15 protein-coding genes and 1 CRISPR repeat array are annotated in these 19,996 nt (G+C 39.0%); of the genes, 6 read left to right on the top strand and 9 right to left on the bottom strand.

Annotated elements, in window-relative coordinates; translation table 11 throughout:
- Positions 1–2: 2 nt before the first annotated feature.
- Positions 3–470 (top strand): MarR family winged helix-turn-helix transcriptional regulator, encoded by a 468-nt coding sequence (locus GQ598_RS04110; protein WP_160402474.1) that lies wholly within the window; start codon positions 3–5, stop codon positions 468–470.
- A gap of 222 nt (positions 471–692) precedes the next feature.
- Here GQ598_RS04110 and pta read toward each other — a convergent pair whose 3' ends face one another.
- The gene (pta, locus tag GQ598_RS04105) at positions 693–2,843 is read right to left on the bottom strand and encodes a phosphate acetyltransferase (RefSeq protein WP_160402473.1); all 2,151 of its coding nucleotides are present in this window, start codon (positions 2,841–2,843) and stop codon (positions 693–695) included.
- 66 nt (positions 2,844–2,909) lie between these two features.
- Entirely contained in the window at positions 2,910–4,115 is a 1,206-nt protein-coding gene (locus GQ598_RS04100) for an acetate kinase (RefSeq protein WP_160402472.1), read from the bottom strand.
- A gap of 195 nt (positions 4,116–4,310) precedes the next feature.
- Here GQ598_RS04100 and yfbV point away from each other — a divergent pair, with 195 nt between their 5' ends.
- From yfbV to cysK, 3 genes are all read left to right on the top strand, one after another.
- On the top strand, positions 4,311–4,763 hold the full coding sequence (gene yfbV / locus GQ598_RS04095) for a terminus macrodomain insulation protein YfbV (RefSeq protein ID WP_160402471.1): 453 nt from the start codon (positions 4,311–4,313) through the stop codon (positions 4,761–4,763).
- 15 nt (positions 4,764–4,778) lie between these two features.
- Entirely contained in the window at positions 4,779–5,285 is a 507-nt protein-coding gene (gene priC / locus GQ598_RS04090) for a primosomal replication protein PriC (RefSeq protein ID WP_160402470.1), read from the top strand.
- 276 nt (positions 5,286–5,561) lie between these two features.
- Positions 5,562–6,527, top strand: coding sequence for a cysteine synthase A (gene cysK, locus GQ598_RS04085; RefSeq protein ID WP_160402469.1), 966 nt, complete (start codon positions 5,562–5,564; stop codon positions 6,525–6,527).
- A 97-nt stretch (positions 6,528–6,624) separates the two neighbouring features.
- Here the strand turns inward: cysK and ruvB are convergent, their stop codons facing one another.
- The 4 genes from ruvB to dnaX all read right to left on the bottom strand — a co-directional run bounded on the left by ruvB (position 6,625) and on the right by dnaX (position 10,970).
- A complete protein-coding gene (gene ruvB / locus GQ598_RS04080; protein WP_091347189.1) occupies positions 6,625–7,629 on the bottom strand; it encodes a Holliday junction branch migration DNA helicase RuvB in 1,005 nt (334 codons plus the stop codon).
- A gap of 13 nt (positions 7,630–7,642) precedes the next feature.
- Positions 7,643–8,251 carry a Holliday junction branch migration protein RuvA gene (ruvA, locus tag GQ598_RS04075; RefSeq protein WP_160402468.1) on the bottom strand — a complete coding sequence of 203 codons (609 nt, stop codon included), beginning with the start codon at positions 8,249–8,251 and terminating at the stop codon, positions 7,643–7,645.
- A gap of 177 nt (positions 8,252–8,428) precedes the next feature.
- On the bottom strand, positions 8,429–8,767 hold the full coding sequence (locus GQ598_RS04070) for a YbaB/EbfC family nucleoid-associated protein (protein ID WP_091347193.1): 339 nt from the start codon (positions 8,765–8,767) through the stop codon (positions 8,429–8,431).
- Positions 8,768–8,798: 31 nt separating this feature from the next.
- The gene (gene dnaX / locus GQ598_RS04065; protein WP_160402467.1) at positions 8,799–10,970 is read right to left on the bottom strand and encodes a DNA polymerase III subunit gamma/tau; all 2,172 of its coding nucleotides are present in this window, start codon (positions 10,968–10,970) and stop codon (positions 8,799–8,801) included.
- A 755-nt stretch (positions 10,971–11,725) separates the two neighbouring features.
- On the opposite strand from dnaX, the gene GQ598_RS04060 reads away from it, so the two are divergent.
- Both GQ598_RS04060 and GQ598_RS04055 read left to right on the top strand, forming a co-directional pair.
- Positions 11,726–12,046 carry a type II toxin-antitoxin system RelE/ParE family toxin gene (locus GQ598_RS04060; protein WP_091346637.1) on the top strand — a complete coding sequence of 107 codons (321 nt, stop codon included), beginning with the start codon at positions 11,726–11,728 and terminating at the stop codon, positions 12,044–12,046.
- Positions 12,039–12,332, top strand: a complete 294-nt coding sequence (locus GQ598_RS04055; RefSeq protein WP_091346636.1) for a helix-turn-helix transcriptional regulator — start codon at positions 12,039–12,041, stop codon at positions 12,330–12,332. The genes GQ598_RS04060 and GQ598_RS04055 overlap by 8 nt, the downstream gene beginning before the upstream one ends.
- A gap of 620 nt (positions 12,333–12,952) precedes the next feature.
- A CRISPR array of direct repeats spans positions 12,953–13,400; the repeat unit is 28 nt; unit sequence TTTCTAAACCGCCTATACGGCGTTAAGG.
- Between the two features lie 765 nt (positions 13,401–14,165).
- Here the strand turns inward: GQ598_RS04055 and GQ598_RS04050 are convergent.
- The 3 genes from GQ598_RS04050 to guaB form a co-directional block, all read right to left on the bottom strand.
- Positions 14,166–15,917, bottom strand: a complete 1,752-nt coding sequence (locus tag GQ598_RS04050) for a hypothetical protein (RefSeq protein ID WP_160402466.1) — start codon at positions 15,915–15,917, stop codon at positions 14,166–14,168.
- A 486-nt stretch (positions 15,918–16,403) separates the two neighbouring features.
- Positions 16,404–17,990 (bottom strand): hypothetical protein, encoded by a 1,587-nt coding sequence (locus tag GQ598_RS04045; protein ID WP_160402465.1) that lies wholly within the window; start codon positions 17,988–17,990, stop codon positions 16,404–16,406.
- A gap of 502 nt (positions 17,991–18,492) precedes the next feature.
- Positions 18,493–19,959, bottom strand: coding sequence for an IMP dehydrogenase (gene guaB, locus GQ598_RS04040; protein WP_160402464.1), 1,467 nt, complete (start codon positions 19,957–19,959; stop codon positions 18,493–18,495).
- Positions 19,960–19,996 lie beyond the last annotated feature (37 nt).

Below are 19,996 nucleotides of genomic sequence, written 5' to 3'. Positions count from 1 at the left end.
TTATGACAAAGGACAATAAGTTTTTAACTCAATTCAAAACTGATGCTGAATCTATTGGTTTTGTTTTTATGAAAACTTATTCGTTTTGGCATACGAATATCAAAAATTGCTTGAAAAAACAGTCTATCACTCATCCTCAATTTATAGTGCTTGCAACGCTTGCTTATCTATCACAGCAACCAGACGAAATAACACAAGTTATTTTATCAAATAAAACAAATATCGATGTGATGACAATTTCCCAAATATTAGAGAATTTAGAAAAAAAGGATTATATAAAGCGCTCTTGCTCAATTAAAGATAGTCGAGCAAAATCCATTCAATTAACCCAAAAAGGATTGAATAAAGCAAATGAAACTGTACCTTTGGTTGAACAAATAGATAAAGATTTTTTTTCAACATTACAAGGCGATAAAGAACAATTTATGAAAATGTTATTAACCCTATTAAAAACCAACATGGAGGGATAAAATCATTTATAAATTTTTATTATTTATTGTTTTTATCAACTTTGAATGCTTGGACTTGACTTAAAATAAGTTTTTGAAGAACTCATCACCAATTTCTAGCACAAAATACATTAAAACTCAATCGCTATAACTCAAGCATTTAAACTCATTACTTGACTAAATTTAATTAAAAAAAGGTGATATTGCATCACCTTTATCTATAGTTAAAACGTTTTGCTAAATTTATTTTGCAGCGTTTTGTTCTTGTGCTGATTGAATTGCGGTTAATGCAATAGTGTAGACAATATCATCAACTAATGCACCACGAGACAAATCATTCACAGGTTTACGCATACCTTGTAGCATTGGACCAATCGAAACAAGATCAGCTGAACGTTGTACAGCTTTATAAGTAGTATTACCCGTATTAAGATCAGGGAAGATAAATACTGTTGCTTTACCTGCTACTTGTGAATTTGGTGCTTTCGATTTTGCTACATCAGGCATTACCGCAGCATCATATTGCAATGGACCGTCGATCATAAGATCTGGACGTTTTTCTTGAGCAATGCGAGTTGCTTCTTTCACTTTCTCAACATCAGCACCTTGACCTGAACTACCTGTTGAATAAGAGATCATCGCAACGCGTGGTTCAATACCAAAGGCGATTGCTGTATCGGCTGATTGAATCGCAATTTCAGCCAATTCTTGCGCATTTGGATCTGGATTAATTGCACAGTCACCATAAATATACACTTGATCAGGCATTAACATAAAGAATACTGATGAAACAAGTGAACTACCCGGTGCAGTTTTAATTAATTGTAATGGTGGACGAATAGTATTAGCCGTTGTATGCACAGCACCTGAAACTAAACCATCAACTTCATTTGCTTCAAGCATCATTGTACCAAGTACTACGTTATCAGCTAATTGCTCACGAGCAATCACTTCTGTCATACCTTTATTTTTACGTAATTCAACTAAACGAGGCACATATTTTTCACGAATTAATTCAGGATCAACAATTTCAACACCTTGACCTAAAGTCACGCCTTGAGAAGCGGCAACTTTACGCACTTCGTCAGGATTACCAATTAATACGCATTTAGCGATATTTCGCTCAGCACAAATTGCGGCTGCTTTAACTGTTCTTGGCTCATCACCTTCTGGTAATACCACTACTTTTTTCGCATTACGTGCAAGTTCAGTTAATTGGTAACGGAATGCAGGAGGAGACAGACGACGTGCAGAATTCACTACTTCATTTAATGATTTAACCCATTTAGCATCGATATGATCAGCCATATAATTTTGGGTGTTTTCCATACGTTCTTTATCATCAACAGGGATTTCTAAATTGAATTGTTGTAAGTTAATCGACGTTTGGAAAGTGTTAGTTTTAACTGTAAATACAGGTAAACCAGTATCAAAAGCAGGTTGGCATAATTTTGCGATTTTTTCGTCTATTTCATAACCACCCGTTAAAAGCACACCACCAATAGCCACACCGTTCATAGCAGCTAAACTAATTGTCACTAATACATCAGCGCGATCAGCAGAAGTCACTAACAGAGCATTTGGTTGTAGATGACTGATAATGTTAGGCACACTGCGTGAGCAGAAAGAGATATGTTTAATGCGGCGATTTTTGATATCACCTTCATTAATAATTTTTGCATCAAAATGTTTAGCAATATCAATAGAACGACAAGCACTTAAATCCATATTCCAAGGAATACATCCAAGTACTGGCAATGGGCTATGTGCATTTAAATCATCGATAGTGATTTTTTTATTATCAAATTTAGGAGTATGATAAATTTCAGCAACATCAGGACGAGCAAGGCTTTGTTCTTCAACCGGTGCATTAACCTTATTAACAATCACACCAACAATTTTTTCGTTTTTAATGCCACCAAAATTAGATCGAGCAATTTCAATACGATCTCTAAGTTGCTCTGGAGTATCTTTGCCCATATTGACCACAAAAATAATTTCGGCACCAAGAGTTTTAGCGATATTATTATTGAGTTCATTAGCAAAAGGATAATCAGACGTTGGCACAATACCTTCAACCAAAACAACATCAGCACCTTTCGTGTTTTCAGCATAAAGGGCTACGATCTCTTCCATTAACACATCTTGTTGATTTAAACCTAATAGGTTTTCAACATGGCTCATTTTAAGTGGTTTTAGTGTTGGGATTGAAGTGTTATGACTAACTAATGTGGTCGTATTGTCTGGCGCATCACCACCGGCTCTAGGTTGTGCTACTGGCTTGAACACGTTTAAGTTAATACCTTGACGCTCCATAGCTCGAATAACACCAAGACTCACACCAGTTAACCCGACATTGGTACCAGTTGGAATGAGCATAATAGTACGAGACATAATTGTTACCTCTTAATTCTTTATTGTATAAAAACAAACCGCCATTTAGGCGGTTTTAAATATTTATTACGCAGTTAGACGCGCAGCATCTTGAGCGATGACTAGTTCTTCATTGGTTGGAATGACCATCGCAATAGCAGAACCATCTTTAGTGATTGTGCCACCTTTACCAAAACGAGCTGCTAAGTTACGCTCTTGATCAAGTTCAAAACCTAATATACTTAATTTGTTAAGTGCCATACGACGAACTTCTTCAGAGTTTTCACCAATACCACCAGTAAAGATGATAGCATCTAAACGACCATCTAAAAGCATTGCATAACCACCAATATATTTAACTAAACGGTGAACAAATACATCTAAAGCATTTTTAGCATTTTCATCTGTTTCGTAATGATCTGTAACATAACGACAGTCACTACTTACACCCGTTAAACCTAATAAACCTGATTTTTTATTTAACAGGTTATTAATATCCGCAACAGACATTTTTAAATTGTCGTGTAAAAAGAACATAATAGCAGGATCGATATCACCACTTCGTGTACCCATGACTAAACCTTCAAGTGGTGTTAGACCCATTGAAGTTTCAACACATTTACCATTTTTAACTGCAGTGATAGATGCACCATTGCCTAAGTGACAAGTGATCACATTAGTTTCTTCAACTGGTTTATTTAACAATTTAGCAGCTTGTTGGCTTACATAATAGTGACTTGTACCATGTGCACCATAACGACGGATACCATGTTTTGTGTATAATTCGTTCGGAATCGCATATAAATATGCTTCTTTTGGCATTGTAGTATGGAAAGCTGTATCAAATACCGCCACGTTTTTGTTTTTTAAGTGTGGAAACGCAGCAAACGCCTCACGAATACCGATTAAATGCGCTGGATTATGTAATGGAGCAAAAGCTGCTGCATCTTCAATGCCTTTTAATACTGAATCATCGATAACCACTGATTGAGTATATTTTTCACCACCATGAACAATACGATGGCCAATAGACTTAATACTATCTAATAATTCTGGTTTTTGTGGGAAGATACTATTAACAATAAATTTAATTGCTTCACTATGTGCAGCACCTGCACCTAAAGATGCTTCACCTTTAACGCCATCAAGTTTCCACTTAATACGTGCATCAGGCAGGTTAAAACATTCGGCTAATCCAGAAAGAAACTCATCACCGTTTTCAGGGTTTATAATAGCAAATTTTAATGATGAACTTCCGCAATTAAGAACAAGAGCGTTATTACTTGATGACATAGTAATTCCTATAGATTGAATAAAAACATATATACCAATCAAAATTGGTAACTCAGCACATGATTTAAAAACCAATGTGACTACGCTAAGGTGACTTCTGATATTTTACTTTTTGAGATAGAATAAAAAGAGTCCCTAATTTGAATAGTACTATTTTAAGATAATAAGAAGTGAATGTCGAGGAGTCACAAAAATATGAATCTAATAAACACATATAAAGCTGGGCAAAGGTATATGAAGCTTTGCCCGACAGACAAACAGCTAGCACATTCATTTCCTGAAGTAAAAATCATTAAACACATAAAAACCGCAACTAAATACTTACCTCCTATCGTGGTTAGTTTGCTGGTTTGGCAATATTACATGCCGGCACCAATTGCGGTCACGGCAATAACGATACTATTTACTTTAAGCCTGCCACTACAAGGAATATTTTGGTTAGGTAAACGTGCCCTATCGCCCTTACCACTTAACTTAGTTGACTGCTATAATCAACTAAAAGGAAAATTAATTACTAAAAAAATCATTGCCGAAAACGGTACTGAAACCAACACATTAACATTTGAATCATTTATGAAAATCATAACATTAGCAAAATTGCACTTAGGCGATTATTTTGGTCAAGATGATGATACTTCCACCTTATAACAAAGACTAACAACAATGGCAAATTTACTCGCTACACTACAAAAGCAAATTGACCAATTAGAACAACAAGTTCATTTGGCAAACGAACAGAAATTTAAAGAGCCTTATTTTGACGAACAACTTTTTCATACCAATAAAATTGTAACGGATAAAACATTTTACCTTGAAAAAATCAAACAAACGTATCACGCATTAGTTGCTAATATTGAATTAGAAAGAGTCGAACAAATTACTTTTTTATCAGAAACATTAGTCAACCAAATGGCGGCTCTGACGCGCGAACTTGCGACCCACAACTTGCGCCAAAAAGAACCCAAAGCTATTATTGAAGAAACCCTAGCCCAAAAACATATGCGCCATTTAGATTATTTACGCCGATTGCAAGAGATGAAATACGAACTAGAACTATCGCAAGACGTCATCAACCAAAGCAAAATAGCCGCACTTGATAACCGAATTTACCGTTGTGAACAAGCGCTTAAGAAGCTCGAATTAGAGATGGAAAATGATGTTGATGGATGAATTTAAAGAAAGTTTAGATATTGCTCTTCAGGTTTAACCATCCGCTCATTAAATTATGCCTAAATAACTAAATTTCTACATTTTAATACAATTTAAATTAAGTAAAAAGTACCATTAAGCACTATATAAAAAGCATAATTAGTTATGCTTATGACCAAAACGAATATTGTTATAATTATTAATTAGTACCATCTTTTTTCGTTCTATTTATAATAAGTATTATTAGCAAAACAACGTCATGCTATTTCCTTTATAGCAATTAACAAGGATTCTAATATGAGTAAAATATTTGATGATAATTCACAAACCATTGGTCATACGCCACTGGTTCGTTTAAAACATTTTGGTCATGGTAACATATTAGCAAAAGTCGAATCGCGCAACCCTAGTTTTAGTGTGAAATGTCGTATTGCTTCAAATATGATTTGGGATGCTGAAAAACGCGGTTTATTAACCTCTGATGTTGAATTAATCGAACCAACAAGCGGTAATACAGGTATTGCACTAGCGGCTGTTACTGCTGCTCGTGGCTATAAATTAACATTAACCATGCCTGAAAGCATGAGCATTGAACGCCGAAAACTGCTAAAAGCCTTAGGTGCAAATTTGATTTTAACTGAAGCAGCTAAAGGGATGAAAGGCGCAATCGAAAAAGCCGAAGAAATTGTGGCAAGTGATCCTAAAAAAAACCTTATGCTACAACAATTTAGCAATCCAGCTAACCCAGAAATCCACGAAAAAACAACTGGCCCTGAAATATGGCAAGATACCGATGGTCAAATCGATATTTTTATTGCTGGTGTCGGAACAGGAGGTACATTCACTGGTGTAACGCGTTACATCAAAAAAACACAAGGCAAAAATATTACCGCAGTTGCCGTTGAACCGACCAATTCACCCGTCATTAGTCAAGCACTAGCAGGCGAGCCTATCAAACCAGGACCGCACAAAATTCAGGGTATTGGAGCTGGTTTTATTCCGACAAATCTTGATTTAAGTTTAATTGATATAGTCGAAAAAGTATCGAACGAAGACGCTATCGAAACAGCACGCGAATTGATGGAAAAAGAAGGCATATTAGCTGGGATATCATCGGGCGCTGCTGTTTTTGCCGCGGATCGCTTAGCTAAATTACCTGAAAATATCAATAAAACTATTGTGGTTATATTGCCGTCTTCTGGCGAACGTTATTTAAGTACCGATTTATTTAGTGGCATTTTTACCGAAAAAGAACTCGGTTAAGTCAAAATTAGCAATATAACATCAGTAAATAAAAAAAACGTGACTCATCCAATAGTCACGCTTTTTTTATAAACCTAAAGTCTCTCACACCCTTAACCTAATTGTCCTGAATAATGCCAAAATGGCGATACGCATGTGGTGTTGCGATTCTGCCACGAGGTGTTCGTTGAATATAACCTTGTTGAATTAAAAACGGCTCGAGCACATCTTCTATCGTTTCGCGCTCTTCACCAATGGCAGCGGCAATGTTATCTAATCCAACTGGACCACCCATGAACTTTTCGATAATAGCCAGCAACAATTTGCGATCCATATAATCAAAACCTTCATTATCAACATCAAGCATATCAAGTGCTTGAGTGGCAATTTTTTTGTCGATAACCCCTTTTGATTTTACATCGGCATAATCGCGCACACGGCGCAAAAGACGATTGGCAATTCGTGGTGTACCGCGTGAACGTTTAGCAATTAAATGTGCCCCTTCGTCTGACAAATCCATACCTAAAAATTTAGCGCTACGGCTAACGATATATTCCAAATCCTCAACTCGATAAAACTCAAGGCGCTGCACAATACCAAACCTATCACGCAGTGGCGAAGTTAACGATCCGGCGCGAGTTGTTGCGCCAATTAAGGTAAAAGGAGGAAGATCGATTTTGATCGAACGTGCAGCAGGGCCTTCACCAATCATAATATCTAATTGGTAGTCTTCCATTGCGGGGTATAAAATTTCTTCAACGACAGGGGAAAGACGGTGAATTTCGTCAATAAACAGCACATCGTTAGGCTCTAAATTGGTCAGCATAGCGGCTAAATCGCCGGCCTTTTCTAAAACAGGACCAGAAGTGGTGCGTAAATTGACATTCATTTCGTTCGCCACAATATTGGCTAAAGTTGTTTTACCAAGTCCTGGGGGGCCAAATATAAGTACATGATCGAGCGCATCACTACGTTGTTTAGCTGCTTGAATAAAAATCTTCATCTGTTCCCGCACTTGCGGTTGGCCAATATATTCGTCCAAACATTTAGGGCGAATAGCACGATCAAGTGACTCTTCTTCCTTTTGTGCTTGTGGGGCAATTAATCGATCCGCTTCAATCATAATAAATTCCTATTTATAATGCTGATTTCAAGGCTTCACGAATCAACGTTTCGCTATCCATATCTGGCTTGATGACTTTATTAATAATACGGCTAGCTTCTTGCGGTTTATAGCCTAAAGCAATTAAAGCAGAAACTGCCTCGCCTTCAATTTGATTAGCTGATTTAAGAACGTTGCCTGTATCAACAACTGTACTAGTGCTTGATAATTGCTCTCCAAAACGCTTAATACGATCTTTCATTTCAACGATTAGCCGTTCAGCCGTTTTATTACCCACGCCCGGCAACTTAACTAAGGTTTTAATTTCGCCTTGTTCAACCGCACTAATAAATTGCGATGCAGACATACCCGACAAAATAGCTAATGCTAATTTGGGACCAACACCATTAACCTTAATTAGCTCACGAAATAACTCACGTTCCTGCTCTTGATTAAACCCATAAAGCACTTGAGCATCTTCACGCACAGCAAAATGAGTTAACACAATAACTTCCTTCCCGTTTTCAGGTAATTCATAAAAACAGGTCATCGGCATAAACACATTGTAACCGACTCCACCAACTTCAATCAGTACTTTAGGAGGTTGCTTTTCAATAATAGTGCCACGTAAACGACCAATCACAATATATCCTTAATAATAAAGCGTAATAATTAAGCAAATGATTAAAGTAGTTTACCTGATAGCAAAAAAATAATAAAGAAAAACTGTATAAATAGACAGGCATAACTAAAACATTGCCGAGTTGATTAACAAACTCGGCAATATAAAAGGGTTAACTAACTAAATGAATGCGTTAACTTAAAACGGCATTTTAAAACCTGGTGGTAATTGCATGCCACCAGTCACTTGCGCCATTCTTTCTTTTTGTGCATCATCTAAACGGCGAGCAGCATCGTTATAAGCAGCGGCAATAAGATCTTCTAACATCTCTTTATCGTCTTCTGCTAATAGTGATGGATCAATTTCAACACGTTTACAGCTATGCGTACCGTTAATAGTGACTTTAACCATACCCGCGCCCGACTCGCCAGTCACTTCTAATTTAGCGATCTCTTCTTGCGCTTGTTGCATTTTTGCTTGCATTTGTTGGGCTTGTTTCATTAAATTACCCAAACCGCCTTTTCCACCTGAAAACATAATAATTCCTCGTTAAAAAATATAGCCACGATTATACAGGACGAACACTTGCTTCATCAATCTTGGCATCAAAATATCGGCAAATTGTTGCCACTTTTGGATCTTCGGCAATAGTTATTTTTGCCTGTGCTAGTTTTTGTTGATACAACTCTTCACGCATTTCAATTGGCGTCTTACGATTTTGATCATCATCAATAACAATCTTCACATCAAGCTCTTGATTGTGATATTTACAAAGTGCTTTTTTCACTTTAATCACATTCCCTGCCGAATTAATTAAGTGTTTAACTGCCGATCGCATATGCAACACTATCGTTCCATTATCTACTTGCTCAAAAGCAGAGTTAACCACAATTTGCTTAATCAAAGGCGACAAATCCAACTGTTCGATTTCAGCACACCATGCATCCTTTTGAGCCATCTCGGCAATCAATTTTTTGGTCATTTCGGGGGTCTTTTCACCATTAAGTGACTCGCGAAAAGCTTTTGTATCAACCACAACCTCTTCTTTCATAGCAATTAAGCCACTGGCTTGCCATTGATAATTTTCGGCTGTGATCTCTTCTTCCTCGTTCTCACAACTACCTTCATCGTTATCAGTATTGACTGACTCAACAGTTGCCGAGTTTTGTTTAATTCGTTCAAGTGATGCACTGACTACTGGAGTTTTGGGTTGAGCAACACTAGTCGCACCAACCGCTTTAGACTTTTTTGGCTTTTGTTCCTCTTTCATCAACTGCATACGCATTTCTAAAATACTCTTAGTCACAGACGAAACATCTTCAGGAATCGCTACATCGTCAGTGGTTGATTTAATATTAGCCGTTTGCTCAACCTTTTGAGCTATAACAGGCGACGTATCGCTCACTGGTTGCGAAGAATTTTGCGGTTGTTGTGGTAAAGGCGAACTAAGATCTGATTGTTGCGTATTGACGGCTGGTGATGTAGTTTGCGCTGAGTGAGTAGCAGAGATATTCTCAGTCTGAGCTACATGTGGTGCTCTTGTTGTTGGTACAGGGTCAGCATACTGAGTTTGTGACTGCATTTGCCCTTGTGGCTTTGTATTACTTTGAACAGAAACAGGACTAACAGCAACGGGGGAAGTAACAGCATCAACCGCCTTAGGCATAAAAGCCAAAGCACGTAAAAAGCTCATTTCAACACCGATTTTTTTATCGGGAGCAAAAGCAAGTTCTTTACGACCCATCAACAAAATTTGATAAAACAACTGCACATCATTCGGCGACATATATTGTGCTAAAAAACGGATACGGTCTTCGTTATCGGTATAATCACCTAATGCTGTTGGCACTACTTGTAATAACGCAATTTGATGCAACAAGGTAATGGTTTCGGCTAACAAAGTATCCCAATCCGCTCCCTGCATAGCAGCGGCTTCGATTTGTTGCATTAGTGCATTACCATCACCATGATGCAATGCCTCAACAAACGAAAACGGAATTGATTTATCAAGCGTACCCAGCATAACCGCCACCGAATTAGCATCAACCATACCATTACCAAGAGCGATGGCTTGATCGGTCAAACTCAGTGCATCACGCATACTTCCATTAGCGGCTTTTGCTAACATCCCAATCGCTTTAGGTTCACTACTGATTTTTTCTAACTGTAAAATATGAGCTAATTGTTTGCTGATTAGCGCTGTATCAAGCACATTTAAATGCAAATGCAAACAACGCGACAAAATAGTAATCGGCAATTTTTGTGGATCCGTTGTCGCCAATAAGAACTTAACATGCTCGGGTGGCTCTTCTAGAGTTTTTAGTAATGCATTAAAACTACTGCGTGACAACATGTGGACTTCATCAATCAAATAGACCTTAAAGCGCCCTTTGGTTGGCAAGTATTGAATATTATCAAGGATTTCACGCGTATCTTCGACCTTGGTACGCGATGCGGCATCAATTTCGAGCAAATCAACAAATCGCCCTTGCTCAATATCACGACAATTATCACAAACCCCGCAAGGCGTTGCCGTAATGCCAGTTTCGCAATTAAGCCCTTTAGCTAACAAACGCGCAATTGAGGTTTTACCGACGCCACGCGTTCCTGAAAATAAATAAGCATGATGAACGCGACCAAGTGATAGCGCATTAGACAAAATTTTAAGGACATGTTCCTGCCCCACAACTTCAGAAAATGATTTTGGTCGCCATTTGCGTGCCAGAACTTGATAACTCATAATCACCATAACTTATTGTCGTTGAATTTGACGATAATCATACCATAAACCAATAAAATAGTCTTTAAACTGCCGATAATTGATGCAATATTAAACAATGTAAATGACCTCACAACGAGGGAAGTGGTTTATTGGTGAATTAATTTAAATAAGGGGGATGTAGACAAGCTATTAATAAAAAATAGCAGTTAGTGGGTTATCAATACAAATCGATAGATTTTTTAAGTGGTTGATTTTAATTTAAAAAAGTAAAAATAAAAACTTTAATAAAATCAATACCTTTTCTGACTGATTTTTGGCGGAAAATTAGGCTTTTTTGTTTTGGTGAATAGAATAAATTGGGTGCGGTGGTTTCGGACGTTTTGACCTTGGGTGGACAAAATAGCTACAGTGACCACGTCCGAGTTAGGGAATTTTTTGCGAAATCCCCTAAAAACCCCACGCAAGGCTGCAGAATGTGGCCTGCGGCACTACTCGCCTCTTCGAGGCCATCTTCGCTATGCTCAGGTGTCCAAATTTGTTCCAGACAAATTTGTCGTTCCAGACGCAGCACAAACTCGCCAAACATCCCTGTTTGGCGTGCTGACCTCGCTCTGTTGTCGGCACATTCTGATGCCGGAATATGGCAAACAACATAACCATCTTTTTTGATAAAAAGATTTATTTTGATATTTTTATTAAAATAAATAACAGTTTTATTGAGTTTCTTATCGAATTTGATACAATTATTAAAAATAACAAAATGGATTGATTAAATGTTCACAATAAAAACGCATGATGATGCGAAATCTGAAATTCTGGGGTTACCAGCAGAATTAAGGGGGCGAACAATTAAATTGATTGAAAAACTGGAGCTATTCGGACAAATGCAAATGCCACATAGTAAAGCTTTGGGCGGTGGGTTGTTTGAATTGAGAGCGTTGGAGCGCAATAATATAGCTAGAACTATTTATGTATATCAAAAAGAAAAAACAATTTTTATTTTACATGCATTTGTTAAAAAAACACAAAAAACGTCATCTGGCGCACTACAAATAGCACGAACAAGATTATTGGAGATGATTGAAAATGAGTAAAAAACACAGCACAACATTTAGTGAAATCAAAGAGATTGCGCTTGCTGACCCTGTCGCGAGGGCTGCATATGATGAAGCCGAGGACGAGTGGAAATTGCGTGAATTGTTGTTAACAGCAAGAGAAACAGCAAAATTATCTCAAACTGAGCTTGCAAAACGTTTAGATGTTGCACCATCTAACATAAACAGAATTGAGAGAGCACCATTAAACACAAATATAAAAACGATTTTAAAATATTTAAACGCGTGCAATGCAAAAATAAACATGAATTTATCTACATTATAAATTTATAGTGCTGTTAGCTCCAAACGAATAAAATGCTCAATTTTATTCGTTTGGAGTTATCATGTCTTTTTTATTCTCATTACTTAAATCCCGTAATCGTAAAACAGTCAGTTCATTCTGATGCCGGAATAGGGCAAATAACATAACCATCGTTTTTGGGATGGGTTGTTGTGTTTTCATTAGGCGGTTTTTGTAAAAAAATAGCCCAAAAAAAAACTTTAATAAAATCAATACCTTTTCTGACTGATTTTTGGCGGAAAATCAGGACTTTTTGTTTTGGTGAATAGAATAAATTAGGTGCGGTGGTTTCGGACGTTTTGACCTTGGGTGAATAAAATAGTTACAGTGACCACGTCCGAGTTAGGGAATTTAAAGCGAATTCCCTAACAACCCACGCTTTGGCTGCAGAATGTGGCCTGCGGCTACCCGACGCCGCCGCTCGGTCTTGACGCACCGGCTATGATTCGCTCCCGGCGAAGCATAGCCTCGCCAAACATCCCTGTTTGGCGTGCTAACCTCACTCTGTTGTCGGCACATTCTGACGCCGGAATAGGACAAATAACATAACCATCCTTTTTTGGAAGATATTATGTTCTTATAGTTATATCGTTGATTTTATTTTGATTAAACGCCTACACAGCGTTAAGGCGGAAGATGTAGCCCGATATTTATTGCCAGCATTTCTAAACCGCCTATACGGCGTTAAGGCTGTGGCTTATTCTAAAACAGGTTTTCTATTCTTTCTAAACCGCCTATACGGCGTTAAGGACGCAAACCGTTACATTCAGTGTTGGCCGCGATTTCTAAACCGCCTATACGGCGTTAAGGTGATAAAGTCACAGCAAATACAAAAAGCTACGTTTCTAAACCGCCTATACGGCGTTAAGGAACGTTACAAGAGAATAAACTAATAAATGGTGTTTCTAAACCGCCTATACGGCGTTAAGGCCCAACTGCAAGAATGGGAGCAGCTTTATGCCTTTCTAAACCGCCTATACGGCGTTAAGGAACATTGATATGGCTTTAGTTAAACATCGCATTTTCTAAACCGCCTATACGGCGTTAAGGTAGAGCTTAAGATTTGATAAATCTTGCTGTATAAAGATAAACAACAATTTCATCTTTGAAAACCCTTTTTTTGAGGTGTTTTATAATTTATTGATTTTATTTAATTTTAAATTATCGTTAAAAAAAGGGTTTGGAGCGGTTAACTTGCTGTTATTGGGGCGCTATTCTTGGTTTTGTTGATTTGTTGTATGTCGGCGATTTGCTTAGGTTGTGTAAGTGATTGATTTAGCTTAAAAACAGAAAAATAAAAACTTCAATAAAATCAATACCTTTTCTGACCACTTTTTGGATGAAATTACATTGCTTTTTAATACAAAAACAACTCACAAAAAAAACACCTAAGATTATGCTGTCTGTCTTATTCCGGCGTCAGAATGTGCCGACAACAGAGCGAGGTTAGCACGCCAAACAGGACGTTTGGCGAGTTTGTGGTGCGCCGGGAGCGCTTCCACAAACGGTGCGTTAAGACCGAGCGGCGGCGGAGGGCAGCCGCAGGCCACATTCTGCAGCCAAAGCGTGGGATTGCAAAGGGAATTCGCTTTAATTCCCTTTGCTCGGACGTGGTCACGATAGCTATTTTGTTCACCCAAGGTCAAAACGTCCGAAACCCTGCCGTACTATAAATAGACCACAAATTTAAACCGCAACAGCGCAACCCTAAGGAAATGCCCCAACTTACGCGGGGGCGTTATTCTTTGTTAGATTGTCCTCTCAGGCACCATAACCGCCCCCGCGGCCCAAGGATTAAGGAATAAGAAATAAAAGCTAAGGTGCGGTGCAAACAGCATAGGCGCCAAGGGAAACAACGTCGCTGTTGACATCACCGTAGGGCAAGCGGACAGAGAACCCACGGCCACTACTTGCCGAGCTACGCGTCCAGTAGTAGCCGACGAAGCCCGCATCAGCGTAGCCGCCCATGAAGCCCCACTCCGTGAAAAAACCAGAACCTATATGACGCATGTAATGATCACCAGATGAACGAGGTGAGGCGCCTAAATTGAAACCTCTTGAATTGGTTAAATCCTTAACCTGTGGCGCACGATAACCCAAACGACTACACCAAGATATTTGATTAGACTGAGTATCCCCTTTATTACCCCGATGGACGAACCACTGCTTTAACACAAATCCATACCTCACCTCATTACCTCTACCATCCCTACCGACCAACTCAAATCTCTGTGGCAAAGATAGCGACGGAGTAAGCCGACTAGGACTACTTGAATTTATCTGAGAACTACTTGCCCTAGGACCATGCAACGTTACCCGTGTTACATAACTGGATTTATCTCTAATCCAATTATCTTTGTCTGTGCCTTGGTTTGGCCGTCTCCAACTCACCGTTGCCCCTAGACTACCAACTGTGCTAACTGTCCAACTTAACTGACTTCCATCCACTCCTGCAGGCATCTCTAAGTCAAAATACAACCCATCAGCACCCGTTGTAGGAAAATTTCGGTCGTAAGAGGATGAATCAGTTGACTGAGTTAAAAAACCCTTTATAGGAGACCATATGTTAGCTGGGCCGGCGTAGCGAGGGTTATCATTAGAATCGATGCCAGTTGTACCACCCAACAACAAATTCGGCCTTGCGTGACAAACACGAGGACTACTGTCATACGGATTGATATAATAATCCACCGTAGCTCCACTAAAACTAGTCCTATTAGGAACTCCGTACCGGGTCTGTAAATATCCCCCTGTACTACTTAATGTTACCCTATAAGGAGCCTTACATACATCTAAATCATCACTACGACCAACGGTATTACCATCCTTATCCCTAAACGATACCGATATACTCCCCGATGCGGTAACACCATTAGCACCCTGTCCATCACCATCATCATCACGCCAATAATTATATCGAGTGATTAAATCACTTATACTCACTGAACTAACCGATGATGGGACCATCATATCTATATCATCCAAAGTATTCCCTGCATAAGGCAATCCTATTGGATTTGATACACTTGATGTATTAGTAGACGGCGTGATAACCCGACCATTGTGCAACCGAATAGACAACAAACTATCCGTTGATGTGGCCTTTGTTTGACCACCGTCGAATGTTAAATATGGTGGACTACCCACGATATACTTTGATGTATAAGCCGTTAATGCCACAGAACTCTGTGAATACGACAACAAGAACAACAACGCGAAGAACAACGCCGATTTAGATAACAATTTAGATAACAATGAAGGTCTAAACCATAATGCCGGTTTGAATACCAATGGCGGCTTTAATAACCACTTGGATATCGACGATAATTTTGCCGAACATGTGGCCGATGACCTGACCAAAGCAGTTTCCGACGATGTTTCCAAGGATGTTGCCGAAGTACCCGCCGAAAACATCGCCAGTAAAGACCTCGATGACGGCGTCCATTTCGCTACGCGAAATGACCTCGGTGATGAAAATAAGAACTGTGTCTGATTTAGACTACGGTGAAATTGAAAAAGATTTTGGGCGTAGGTTTGGCAGGCCAGATGCCAGATGCCAGATGCCATAAATGGTAACGCATTTCGATCATCCTGTCAAGTAAATTTTTGTTTTATTTCGATTTTTTATAAATGACTGCTCTAATAATGAGCACTCCCTTGCTTTGAAAGCGATTAAATTATAACCGCTTGACCAATAATGCGCTACCTTTTTTGTTAAAAATTTGTAAAGTTTTGTTAAAGGATGAGTCAGCCTACGTTGGCGAGCTACTGGGGACGACTTTTACTGGTGGTTTTTGGTTAAAAACCACAGAATAAAAACTCTAATAAAATCAATACCTTTTCTGACCGATTTTTAATGAAAAATTGAAGCATGTTTTAATAATTAAAAGTAGTTATTGCGGTTGTTTGGGGCTTATGTTGTTGTAGTAATTAACCACAACAGCACAAGCCCCATTTTACTAATCCCCCCCAACTCCGCGGAGGCGCTGTTCTTTGCTATATTTCCTTCTTGTTGGCACCATCCCCCCGAGCCCTAAGTCTAAGAATTAAAGACTAAGGTACGGTGCAAACAACATTATTGCGGATCTCCGGAAAGTCGAGAAGGACCTTGCCGTCAATCGGGCTGACAGAAAACCACTGATTACCTGAAGCGTCGCTCGTCCAGTTTTCGTAGCGACCAAAGCCCGGACCGCTGTAACTTATCAACTGCCCCCACTCAGTGAAAAATCCTGCACCTATTTGTCGTTGGTAAAAATTATGAGATGATGACGGTGTTGCGCCATCGATTCCGTCTACGCACCGAAAATTAAAATGTATACCACACTTCGCGTTAGTTAAATCCTTTATATGCGGCATTCGATAACCCAAACTATTACACCAAGCTGTTTGAGTTTCTATATCAAAGAACTCATACCCCCGATTGACAAACCACTGCTTCAACATAAACCCATACTTGAGTATCACATTACCACTACTATCCTTACCCACTAACTCAAATGTCTGCGGCAAAGATGGCTTTTCAAGCGTACTAGGATTATCAGAAGCCACCTGACCAGGAGTTGCCCTAGGACCCGTTAATGTTACCCGAGCTACACGGGTTCTATTAAAAATCCAATCATCACTTTTGTTTGGTCTTACCCATGTGACTGTAGCAGTTATCCCGCCCAAGGTGACAGGTGACCACGTCAACTCATTTCCATCTCCGCCACGGACAATTAAATCAAAATACAAACCATCAGCACCCGTAGTAGGAAAATTATTACCGTAAGATAACGGACTGGTTGACTGAACTAAAAAACCGTTGCCGGGATTCCATATGTTAGCTGGGCCTCTAAAATCATGTAAGCCATTATTGAGATTCGGCCTTATATAACAAATACTAGAATCATACGGATTGATATAATACGACACTGAGTAACTATCGAAATGGCTTGTATTAGGGACTCCGTACTGTGTAGTTAAACTTCCTTCTGTACTACTCAATGTTATCTTATATGGGGCCTTACAGGAATCTAATATATCATTACGACCTACCGTATTACCGTCCTTATCAGTAAAATTCACCGAGATACTACCCGTCACAGTAACACCATTGGTATCCTCACCATCTCCATCAGCATCTCCCCAATAATGATAGGTGTTCACTAAATCATTTAAACTTACTGAATCAGCTGATGGTGGTATTAACGTGCCTATATCCCCCAATGTAATCCCTGCATAAGGTAACCTTATTGGATTCATGGCATTTGATGTATTAAACGTTGGTTTAATGATTCGACCATCTGGCAACGTGATAGACAATAAAGTCTTCGCTGAAAACTCCTTAGTTCGCCCTCCATCAAACGTTAAATACGGCTCACTACCTTCAATAACGTTTGATGTACTTGACGACATATAAATCGATAACGCTTGTGTACCAAACGAACACGACAGTAATAACAATGCCGCAAAGGCCAATGAAGACTTGGATAAGAGGGATAAAGGCTTGCACCTTGACCTTGATGATACCCCAGACGGTGACGCTAAGCTCGATGATTTCGATAATAAAAATGAGAATGGAGTCTGTTTTAGACTACGGTGATATTGAAAAAAATTTAGGGCGTAGTTTTGGCAAACTAGAATCCAACTATGGTAGCGCACTTCATTCATCCTGTTAATTAATTGTTTTATTTTAATCTTTATAATTACACGCTCAACTAATGAGCATTACTCTGATTTAAAAAATTTAAATTATAATTAGTTGAAAAATAATGTGTTGGCCTTTTTGTTAAAAAACTGTAAATTTTTGTCAGGATGATGGATAAGATTTTGTTGGTATGTTTTGGGAAATGGTTTGGGTCAATTAAATAGATTAAATGCGAGAGTTTTGGACGTTTGTAGTTTGATGTTCAAAATAGCTACCATAACCACGTCCTATTTAAAGGATTTTTTTGCAAAATAAACAGCTTCTAAAAATCCAATATGTGGGTTGTCAGGAAATTGCTTTAATGCCATAACGCCAACATGGTCACTTTGGTGTGGTGTAAAGTGATCGGCGGGTATCGGGGATAAAGAAAGCGTCGTCCATTTTTATGTAATTAATTGATTTTAATATTTTTAGACAGTGTTGAGATAATAAAAAAAGAGGGAAATCCCTCTTTTTTTATGAGCCTGCACGATAATTAGGTGGCTCTTTGGTAATAAGAACGTCATGGACATGACTTTCTTTCATACCTGCGCCAGTAATACGGTAGAATGTCGATTTCGTACGTAAGTCATTAATTGTTGCGCAACCAGTTAGCCCCATACAAGATCTTAAGCCCCCCATTTGTTGGTGAATAATTTCTTTTAATGGACCTTTATAGGCAATGCGCCCTTCTATACCTTCTGGTACAAGCTTGTCGGCAGCGTTATCGGTTTGGAAATAGCGGTCAGAAGATCCTTTGGCCATTGCACCTAGTGATCCCATTCCACGGTATGATTTATAGGCTCTACCTTGGAATAGTTCGATTTCACCGGGGGCTTCTTCGGTACCAGCAAACATTGAACCAACCATTACACAAGAAGCGCCTGCGGCGATCGCTTTAGCAATATCACCAGAAAAGCGAATTCCACCATCAGCAATAACTGGGATGTTGTGTTTTTGTGCCACTTCGACCGCATCCATAATAGCGCTAATTTGTGGTACACCAACACCCGTGACAATACGGGTTGTACAAATAGATCCAGGCCCAATTCCAACTTTAACCGCGCTAACACCTGCATCAATTAAGGCTTTGGCGCCTTCGGCTGTTGCAATATTGCCACCAATAATTTGTAGATCAGGATAAGCCTTTCTTGCTTGGCGAATACGCTCTAGTACACCTTCTGAATGGCCGTGTGATGAATCAATTAATAATACATCAACCCCCGCTTCAACTAATGCGGCAATACGCTCTTCATTACCGGCTGCGGCACCAACAGCGGCACCTACACGTAGGCGGCCTTTTTCGTCCTTACAAGCATTAGGTTTTTGTTCCGCTTTGTTATAGTCTTTGACGGTGATCATGCCTTTTAGGTGAAATCGTGAATCAACCACAAGAACTTTTTCAACACGGTGTTCATGCATTTTTTGCAGTACGATTTCGCGTTGCTCTCCTTCTTTTACAGTAACTAAACGTTCTTTTGGCGTCATAACAGCTGTAACGGGTAAAGATAAATCAGTTGCAAACCGGACATCACGTGCGGTAATAATTCCGACTAACTCTTGGCTTTCAGTTACAACAGGAAACCCTGCAAAGCCATATTCTTTAGCCAATTCGATAACTTGCCGTATAGTAGAAGTAGGTAAGACAGATACCGGATCTTGCACAATACCACTTTCATGCTTCTTAACACGTCTTACGTGATTAGCTTGGTTTTCGATGGACATATTTTTGTGTATAAAACCAATTCCGCCTTCTTGTGCTAGCGCAATAGCAAGATCAGCTTCAGTAACTGTGTCCATTGCGGCAGATAGCATTGGAATGTTGAGCTTTATAGTTTGGGTTAGTTGAGTGCTAATATCGGCTGTGTTAGGTAATACCGTTGAGTGAGCTGGAACTAACAATACGTCGTCAAACGTGAGGGCTTCTTTAATTATGCGAGACATGACAATATTCACCATTGGGTTGGGTTGTTGATAAAAT

This window comes from Gilliamella sp. Pas-s95 (assembly GCF_009795795.1).
GTDB classification, from domain to species: Bacteria; Pseudomonadota; Gammaproteobacteria; order Enterobacterales; family Orbaceae; genus Gilliamella; species Gilliamella bombicola.
The sequence above is the reverse complement of the archived record's forward strand: the minus strand, read 5'-3'. Positions and strand labels throughout refer to the sequence as shown.

Coding starts and splice junctions, on each gene's coding strand:
- ruvB (WP_091347189.1), bottom strand. CDS start 7,629: ATGATTGAAGCGGATCGATTAATTGCCCCACAAGCACAAAAGGAAGAA.
- GQ598_RS04055 (WP_091346636.1), top strand. CDS start 12,039: ATGAGTAAAAAACACAGCACAACATTTAGTGAAATCAAAGAGATTGCG.
- guaB (WP_160402464.1), bottom strand. CDS start 19,959: ATGTCTCGCATAATTAAAGAAGCCCTCACGTTTGACGACGTATTGTTA.
- dnaX (WP_160402467.1), bottom strand. CDS start 10,970: ATGAGTTATCAAGTTCTGGCACGCAAATGGCGACCAAAATCATTTTCT.
- GQ598_RS04060 (WP_091346637.1), top strand. CDS start 11,726: ATGTTCACAATAAAAACGCATGATGATGCGAAATCTGAAATTCTGGGG.
- GQ598_RS04110 (WP_160402474.1), top strand. CDS start 3: ATGACAAAGGACAATAAGTTTTTAACTCAATTCAAAACTGATGCTGAA.
- GQ598_RS04100 (WP_160402472.1), bottom strand. CDS start 4,115: ATGTCATCAAGTAATAACGCTCTTGTTCTTAATTGCGGAAGTTCATCA.
- GQ598_RS04070 (WP_091347193.1), bottom strand. CDS start 8,767: ATGTTTTCAGGTGGAAAAGGCGGTTTGGGTAATTTAATGAAACAAGCC.
- yfbV (WP_160402471.1), top strand. CDS start 4,311: ATGAATCTAATAAACACATATAAAGCTGGGCAAAGGTATATGAAGCTT.
- cysK (WP_160402469.1), top strand. CDS start 5,562: ATGAGTAAAATATTTGATGATAATTCACAAACCATTGGTCATACGCCA.
- priC (WP_160402470.1), top strand. CDS start 4,779: ATGGCAAATTTACTCGCTACACTACAAAAGCAAATTGACCAATTAGAA.
- GQ598_RS04050 (WP_160402466.1), bottom strand. CDS start 15,917: ATGGCATCTGGCATCTGGCATCTGGCCTGCCAAACCTACGCCCAAAAT.
- pta (WP_160402473.1), bottom strand. CDS start 2,843: ATGTCTCGTACTATTATGCTCATTCCAACTGGTACCAATGTCGGGTTA.